The 7,159-nt window shown below is 66.6% G+C and carries 8 protein-coding genes; all 8 read right to left on the bottom strand.

The features are described from left to right. Window positions 1-442: 442 nt before the first annotated feature. Complete coding sequence (locus NG697_RS20075; protein WP_252615011.1) at window positions 443-1,195, bottom strand: phenylacetate--CoA ligase family protein; 753 nt, start codon at window positions 1,193-1,195, stop codon at window positions 443-445. Window positions 1,196-1,252: 57 nt separating this feature from the next. After that, on the bottom strand, window positions 1,253-1,681 hold the full coding sequence (locus NG697_RS20070; RefSeq protein WP_252603780.1) for a hypothetical protein: 429 nt from the start codon (window positions 1,679-1,681) through the stop codon (window positions 1,253-1,255). 11 nt (window positions 1,682-1,692) lie between these two features. After that, complete coding sequence (locus tag NG697_RS20065; RefSeq protein ID WP_252615010.1) at window positions 1,693-4,251, bottom strand: heavy metal translocating P-type ATPase; 2,559 nt, start codon at window positions 4,249-4,251, stop codon at window positions 1,693-1,695. A gap of 277 nt (window positions 4,252-4,528) precedes the next feature. Further along, the gene (locus tag NG697_RS20060) at window positions 4,529-4,789 is read right to left on the bottom strand and encodes an SHOCT domain-containing protein (RefSeq protein WP_252603790.1); all 261 of its coding nucleotides are present in this window, start codon (window positions 4,787-4,789) and stop codon (window positions 4,529-4,531) included. 231 nt (window positions 4,790-5,020) lie between these two features. Continuing rightward, window positions 5,021-5,221 carry a hypothetical protein gene (locus tag NG697_RS20055; protein ID WP_252603793.1) on the bottom strand — a complete coding sequence of 67 codons (201 nt, stop codon included), beginning with the start codon at window positions 5,219-5,221 and terminating at the stop codon, window positions 5,021-5,023. A gap of 321 nt (window positions 5,222-5,542) precedes the next feature. Next, window positions 5,543-6,043, bottom strand: coding sequence for an ABC transporter ATP-binding protein (locus tag NG697_RS20050; protein ID WP_252603796.1), 501 nt, complete (start codon window positions 6,041-6,043; stop codon window positions 5,543-5,545). Beyond that, window positions 6,040-6,297, bottom strand: a complete 258-nt coding sequence (locus NG697_RS20045; protein WP_252603799.1) for an FtsX-like permease family protein — start codon at window positions 6,295-6,297, stop codon at window positions 6,040-6,042. Before NG697_RS20045 ends, NG697_RS20050 begins: the two co-directional genes overlap by 4 nt. Then, on the bottom strand, window positions 6,294-6,995 hold the full coding sequence (locus NG697_RS20040; RefSeq protein ID WP_252615009.1) for an ABC transporter permease: 702 nt from the start codon (window positions 6,993-6,995) through the stop codon (window positions 6,294-6,296). Before NG697_RS20040 ends, NG697_RS20045 begins: the two co-directional genes overlap by 4 nt. Window positions 6,996-7,159: the final 164 nt, after the last annotated feature.

Here is a 7,159-nt window from a genome sequence, read left to right as displayed (position 1 = left end):
GCAGCCGGAGGCCTAGCCGGTCCGCCCTCTGCGCAGCCCAGTCCGCAGCCCCTCCGCCTGTGCTGGAGCCATCAACCCCCGCCAGGACCTCATGCGCCTTCAAGTCTTACCCCTTTCATCACGCCACTCACCCAGTGTCTCGCTGAGGCGCGGAACGGCTAGTGTCTTAAGCCCCCACCACCCATCAGAGAATCACGGCATCAACGCTGACCTCCAAAATCACACGTCGTAAACCGTGCACTGATGACGCAACTGAACCGCCGAAAACCGTCCTAGCTGCCCAGCAGGATTTCGGACGCCGCCTCGGACCGGAAGAGCTCCTAATTCGGTGGGGCAAGCCTCCGCACAAACGGTGTTTTCCCCAGGGCTGTCCGTTGAAGACGTTCCACCAGCTGCACGTCGACTCGGAGGGGACTGACCCCGGCTGTGGTGAGCGCGCCGGCTACTGCGGCGCGGACTCCCTCGGTGGAGGCTCCGGGGCGAGGCCCGCCAGGAGGACCCGCAGTCCGGAGTGCTCCTGGATGACCTGCCAGCCGGCAAGGGCGGCTTGGTCCAGCGCATGGTGGAACACGAATGGGTGGACGCTGACCTCGCCTTCCTTCCCTGGCAGTTGCAGGACGTCTTCGATCCTGCCTTCGATGTCCTCGAGAAGGGTGAACGGGCGCCCGCAGGGGCAGCCTCGTCCGCCCAGTCTGACGGTGTCGGACATTTCGTAGCGGATCAGCGGCAGGGTTCGCGAGAACAGGACCGTGACGAGAAGCTTTGCCCCGGTGGTCCCGGCCCGCACGGGGTTGCCGGCCTGGTCTACGGGTTCGATGATCAGCAGGTCTTCGTAGACATGCCGGTTCCGGTAGTTGCAGGGGGAGGCGATCCCGGCAGTTTCGGTGGCGGCGTAAACATCGAAGGGTCCACCTCCCCATGCCGCCTCCAGTTCCAAGGCGGTCGGCGGGCTGAGCACTTCGGAGGCGGACATCACGCCCTGCGGCGAGATGCGCAAGCGGCCCGCACGCTGCTCTGCGGCCAGGGGTTTGAGTGCTGAGGCGTAGCCGACGAGGACCCTGGGCTGGAACTGGTTCAGCGCGGCGACCGTCTCCTCTATGGGAGCGGTGACGTCCAGGCGGAGGGTGGGTACGAGCTTAGAGCGCAGCGATGCTCCGACGACGGCGGATTGGTGTGTGGGCACCCGGGAGCTCACCAGCGCCATTTTTAGTGGCCGGGTCAGCCCGGCTGAGATCCCGGCCCAGTCGTTCGCTCAGGCGTAGGAGGCCAGGACGGTCGCCCATTCGGTGCGGTTCCAGATGAAGGTTCCGCGCCGGCCGGTGGTTCCGGCCGTGGCGGCAGCCCACCATCGGCCCTTCCATGGCAGGCCCGGGTCTCCACCGCTCTGCGTCAGGCTCCGCAGGTGGTTTTCCAGGTCCGCCAGCCTCAGGTCCGGTGTGGTGACGGCCTCGTCGAAGTTCTCCATCAGGTCCGCTTTCGTCACGGACGGCAGCTGCTCCAGAGGAGCGTCGTGCAGCCCGGCGTGATGACGCCGGTAGAACTCCGATCCGGCGTAGGTTGCGCGGCGCAATTCCTGCAGGGCGTGTTCCTGGTGGGCGGTGATCCGGGCGGCGTCCCAGTGGTCCCTTCTCCGCCACGCGGCCCGCAGGAACAACACACGGGCGATCAGGCGGATGTCCATGACCGGGTTGCCTAGCGGTTCCCGGCCGGGGCCAGCGGCCGGGCAGCACGCGCGGTGCTGGCCTCCGGCGTCTCCGGCCGAGGCAGCCGCAGCCTCTTGAGCAGCAGTGCGTTGACGGCGACCAGGAAGCTGGAACCGGACATCGACAAGGCCGCGATCTCCGGACTGAGGACGATCCCCGCGAACGCGAAGACCCCTGCCGCGATCGGCAGCGCTATCGCGTTGTACCCCAGGGCCCAGCCCAGGTTCTGCCGCATTTTCCGCAGGGTGCCCTTGCCGATCCGCAGGGCAATCGGCACGTCCAGCGGATCCGAGCGCATGAGCACGACGTCGGCCGTTTCGATAGCCACATCCGTGCCGGCACCGATCGCGATGCCAAGGTCCGCCTGCGCCAGGGCCGGGGCGTCGTTGACCCCGTCGCCGACCATGGCGACCCTCCCCCGCTGCTGCAACTCCGCGATCTTCACTGATTTGTCTCCGGGGAGCACTTCGGCAATGACCGTGTCGATGCCCAGCTGCCCGGCGATCCTCTTGGCGGTGGCTTCGTTGTCCCCGGTGAGCATGACGACCTCGATCCCGGCCTCGTGCAGGGCCGCGACTGCCGCGGCCGCGGTTTCCCTCGCGGCATCCGCCAAAGCGATCACCGCCGCGGCCTTGCCGTCGACGGCGACGAGCACTGCGGTCCGTCCGGTGTCGGCAAGTTCATCGCGCACCGCGGCCAGCGGGCCCAGATCGATTCCTTCGTTGGCCATAAGTCTGCGGTTGCCGACCAGCACCCGGTGCCCGTCCACGGTAGCGCCGGCCCCGTGACCGGGAACGTTGAGGAAATCCGAAGCCGCAAGGACGGGTGCGCCGCGCTCCTGCGCGTGGCGGACCACGGCCGCGGCGAGGGGGTGTTCGGATTCCTGCTCGACGGCGGCGACCAGGGCCAGGAGTTCGCTTTCGCTGATTCCTTCGACAACGACGTCGGTCACTTCCGGTTCGCCTTTGGTCAGGGTGCCGGTCTTGTCCATCACGACGGTGTCGATCCGGGCGGAGACTTCCAGGGCGGTGGCGTTCTTGAACAGGACGCCGCGTTTGGCGCCGAGCCCGGTGCCAACCATGATGGCCGTCGGTGTGGCAAGGCCCAACGCGTCAGGGCACGTGATCACGACAACGGTGATGGCGAACAGCAGAGCCGCCTGAACTCCCGCCCCGAGGGCGAGCCAGGCTACGAAAGTGACGGTCCCACCGATCAGGGCGACCAGGACCAGCCAGAACGCGGCCCTGTCGGCCAGCCGCTGGCCCGGTGCCTTGGAGTTCTGGGCTTCCTGGACGAGCGCCACGATCTGCGCCAGCGCGGTGTCGGCCCCGACCCTGGTGGCCCGGACCCGCATCGTGCCGGTGGTGTTGATGGACGCGCCGATCACTTCCGAGCCGATGGTCTTGGTCACCGGAAGACTTTCCCCCGTGACCATCGACTCATCGACCTCCGACTGGCCGTCCTCGACTTCCCCGTCAACGGGGATTTTGGACCCTGGCCGGATCAGCAGCAGGTCCCCGGTCTGGACTTCGGAGGTGAGGATCTCGACAGTTTCGCCGTCGCGGATGACGACTGCGGCCGGCGGGGCAAGCTCGAGCAGCGTGCGGATGGCCTCGTTCGCCCCGCCCCGTGCGCGCATTTCGAACCAGTGGCCCAGCAGTACGAAGGAGGCAAGGACGGTGGCCGCTTCGTAGAACACCTCGCCGCCGCCGGTGAAGGTGACCCAGACGCTGTAAAGCCAGCCGGTGCCCACGGCGATCGCGACCAGGACCATCATGTCCAGCGTGCGGGCCTTCAACGCCCGGTAGGCGCCGTCGAAGAAAATCCACGCGGAGTAGAAGATGACCGGCAGGGACAGGATCAGGGCCATGACGTCGTCACGGAGCCCGAACGGCGTCGGGGCGGTGAAACCGAACATGTCCCGGCCCATCGGAGACCACAGGGTCACGCCGATGGACAGGACCGCGGCGACCAGGAACCTGTTTCGCATGTCCCTGACCATGTCATCCATGGACATTCCACCGTCGTGTCCGCCGTGGCCCATCATGTCTTGCGGTGTCCGGGCCATCTCAGCGTGCTGGACCGCGCCGTGGCCGGCATGGCTGTCCGCTGACGGATGAGCATGCCCGGTGTGCTGTTCCGCCGCTTCGGGTGCGTGACCCGGGTGCATGGCCTGGTGTTCATGCTCCGTCGGATGTACAGTCCCGGCGGGGTGGACGTGTGCGGACAGCGGGTGGCCGGCGCCGGTCTTTGTGGCTGTGCCATGTTTCGTCCCGGCAGTGCGCGCGGTTTCGTCCATCGGGTAGCAGACGTGGTCTGGGACCGATTCGCCCCGGCAGTGGTATCCGCAGTCCCGTATCCAGCCGGAGATCTGCTCCACCGTGGTCACGGACGGGTCAAAGCTCACGGTCGCGGTCTGGGCGACCGGGTTCGCGTCGACGGCGGCGACACCGGGCCGCGCACGCAGCACGCGTTCCACCACCGCCTTGGAGGTGGCCCAGTGCAGGCCTCGGACCTCCACGACGGTGCGTTGCAGCTTTGATGTCATTGCGTCTCCTCCGTCAATCCTGCTCCCGCAGGACGAACCGCCCGGCCGAAAGACAGTGCGGATCCTGGCTGTGGCAGGCGGGTGAGGCGGTTCGGTGTGGGCAGCCCATGCTGCGTCCTTCCGCAGGCGTATCCAGGGAGGACAGCGGTTTCGCCACCCGGTCATCGGACCTTCACTGCGTAAGGGCTTTCGCCCGGGACGTCGTTTCCGGTTACACCCAACGTATACCCATCGGGCAGTCAAAGGTTCCGGCCGGATCTGGCGGATATGGGGCCGCTCATGCTCCGCGGCCGCGGCGCAGCGCAGTGAGCCGGGCGGTGTACTCGCTCTCGTCGATTTCACCGCGGGCAAACCGTTCCGCGAGCAGATTCTCCGCGACGCCCGCACCTTGTCCGCTTTCCTCGTACCTGCGGCTGCCCGCTCCCATGGAGCGGGCGAAGAGGATGATGGCGGTGATGACGGCGCCCCAGAACAGCACAAAGCTCACGCCCATCAGGATGTACCCCCAGACGCCCATGTTCCCGTCCCAATACATCATCTCTGCTTCCTCCCTGCACCCGGGCCCACCGGTGCCCTGGGGTTCACTCTCGTCCCGATCGGCTTCCCGCGTCAGAGTCTTTAGTCCTCTTGCCCTCGCCGGTCCGGCGGGATCCGCGGAGCACAAGCCAGGGCCAGGACGATGACGGCCGCTGCCCCAGGCGGCGGCCGTTCCCCGGGAAGGAACAGCGAGACCCCGACGCCGATGACGGGCACGAGCAGGTCCAGGCAGTCAGGAGATCCAGGCGGGGCGCGTGGCTTCCCTGAACCAGGCCAGGAACGCCGCCGTTCCCGCCAGCGACAGGAACAGCGGGACCGTCAGGAACTGCCCGGTCCGGTTGATCGCCAGCGTCGGCCCCCGGATGGCGGCCATCCCGGCCAGCAGCGCCCCGCCGATCAGGAAATGCCAGGCGCTGGCAGCGACGAGTTCCATGTCAGCAACAGCGCCGCAGCCGCGATCAGTGCCCTCAGGGCCGCGAACCACAGGACCGGTGCATCCTGGAGGCCAAGCCTGATGGCCGGAAAACACAAGCCCCACCCGCCACGATCCAGAGCATGTCCCGGTCCGCGGGCTCCCCGCACCTGTACGCCGCCCGGGCCGCTCATCGTCCGCCCTCCGGATCAGAGCGCGAGCTGGCGCAGGTGGCAGTGCTGGATCAGCTCGACCGCTTCGTCGATGTCATCGGTGCAGCGCAGCAGATGGATGTCGTCCGGGGCGATGAATCCATGAGCCCGGACCAGTGCTCGGTTCCGATCAGGACGACGGGGAATTCGTGGATTTTTCCGGTCTGCGCGATGGCGACGCGTTGTTTTCCCCGCCGGAAAGGTCCCGGGGCAGGTTCCGCAGCCGGTGCCCGAGCTGAAGTTGCTCCAGTGACGTCCGGGCTTTAGCCCGGGCCTCTTTCCGGGGCACTCGGGCCGTGAGCAGGGGCATCATGACGTTTTCCTCCGCGGTCAGTGCCGAAAGCAAGTTAAAGGTCTGGAACACGAAGCCGAATTCGCGCAGCCGCAGCCTGGACAGTTGTGCCGGTTCAAGGGTGGAGGTGTCCTGCCCAGAGATGAGGATCCTGCCCGTCGTGGGGGACATGAGGGTGCCGATCATGGACAGCAGGGTTGTTTTTCCCGATCCCGACGGTCCCATCACGAGGACAATGTCCCCAGCGTCCACGCTGAGGGATACGGGGTCCACGGCGGTCACGGCGGTGTGCCCGGCGCCGAAGGTCTTGGACACGTCCTCGACGGAGACGACGCTCATGCGCGGAACACTTCCGCCAGGTCGATGCGGGCCAACCGGCGGACCGGCAGCAGCGAGGACACCACGGCCATGGCCAGGGTGACGGCGAAAATCCAGGCCGCATCGAACCAGCGGATTTCGGTGATGAATTCCGGAACGTAGTTTCCCGCGGCGGCGCTGACGGCAAGGGCCAGGGCCGCCCCGACGAGGTAACCGAGCACGGCTGCGGTGATCGCCTGCTCCACCACGACGGTGTAGAGCTGGCGGTTGCTCACCCGATGGCCTTCAGGACGCCGTATTCGCGGGCTTTTTCGATGGTGGAGGTGAAGATGGTCAGGTCGATGACCGTCATGCCCACGGCGATCCCGATGAACAGCAGGACCAGGATGATGGGCAGGAAGGTGTCCCGGACGATGTTCGTGTTGTTTTCCACGAACCTGTCCTGGGTGATGGCATCCACAGCAGGGTCCGCTTCGATCCGGGATGCGACCTCGCCTGCGGCGGTGCCGTCCTTGACCGTGACGTGGAAGAAGTTCGTGGCGCCGGGCAGCTGGAGGATGCCTTCGGCGTCTTCCTTGGTGGCGAACGCGAAGGAGAAGCTAAGGATGTATCCGCCCTCGGAATAGCCGGCGACTTTCAGCGTCCTCCCGGCGACGGGGATGATGTCCCCGATCCTGATGTTCTCGCTGCGTGCGACGACCCGGTCGATGATGATCTCGCCCTTGTCGGGGACGGCTTTGCCTTCGACCACCCGCGCGGGGGCTCCGACGTTGTTCTCCGTGTCGTCGTCAATGACGTAGAGGTTGATGTCCTTGCCGTTGTGCGTGAACGCGACGCGGCGGCCGCTGAAGGGCTTGGGGCTGGCGACCCCCGGAACGCCGGTCAGGAAGTCCCGAACGGTCAGGGGCAGTACCGCGGGGGTGTGGAACATGTCCGTCGCGCCTGTCTGGGTGATCCAGTAATCCGCCGGCACGGTGCGGATGTATTCACCGATCTTGTTGCTCCAGCCCCCTGATACAGGCCTTGGATGCTCATGATCAGCAGCACGCTGAACGCGACCCCGCCGACGCTGATCAGCAGGAGGGTCTTTTCCTGGACCAGGTTCTTTACCGCCAGGAACAGCATGGCGGTAACCCG

The sequence above is a fragment of the Pseudarthrobacter raffinosi genome, assembly GCF_023913835.1.
Taxonomy (GTDB): Bacteria; Actinomycetota; Actinomycetes; order Actinomycetales; family Micrococcaceae; genus Arthrobacter; species Arthrobacter raffinosi.
The sequence above is the reverse complement of the archived record's forward strand: the minus strand, read 5'-3'. Positions and strand labels throughout refer to the sequence as shown.

Excerpts from the sequence above, each read along its gene's own strand:
- NG697_RS20070 (WP_252603780.1), bottom strand. The coding sequence starts at position 1,681 with ATGGACATCCGCCTGATCGCCCGTGTGTTGTTCCTGCGGGCCGCGTGG.
- NG697_RS20065 (WP_252615010.1), bottom strand. The coding sequence starts at position 4,251 with ATGACATCAAAGCTGCAACGCACCGTCGTGGAGGTCCGAGGCCTGCAC.
- NG697_RS20060 (WP_252603790.1), bottom strand. The coding sequence starts at position 4,789 with ATGATGTATTGGGACGGGAACATGGGCGTCTGGGGGTACATCCTGATG.
- NG697_RS20055 (WP_252603793.1), bottom strand. The coding sequence starts at position 5,221 with ATGGAACTCGTCGCTGCCAGCGCCTGGCATTTCCTGATCGGCGGGGCG.
- NG697_RS20050 (WP_252603796.1), bottom strand. The coding sequence starts at position 6,043 with ATGAGCGTCGTCTCCGTCGAGGACGTGTCCAAGACCTTCGGCGCCGGG.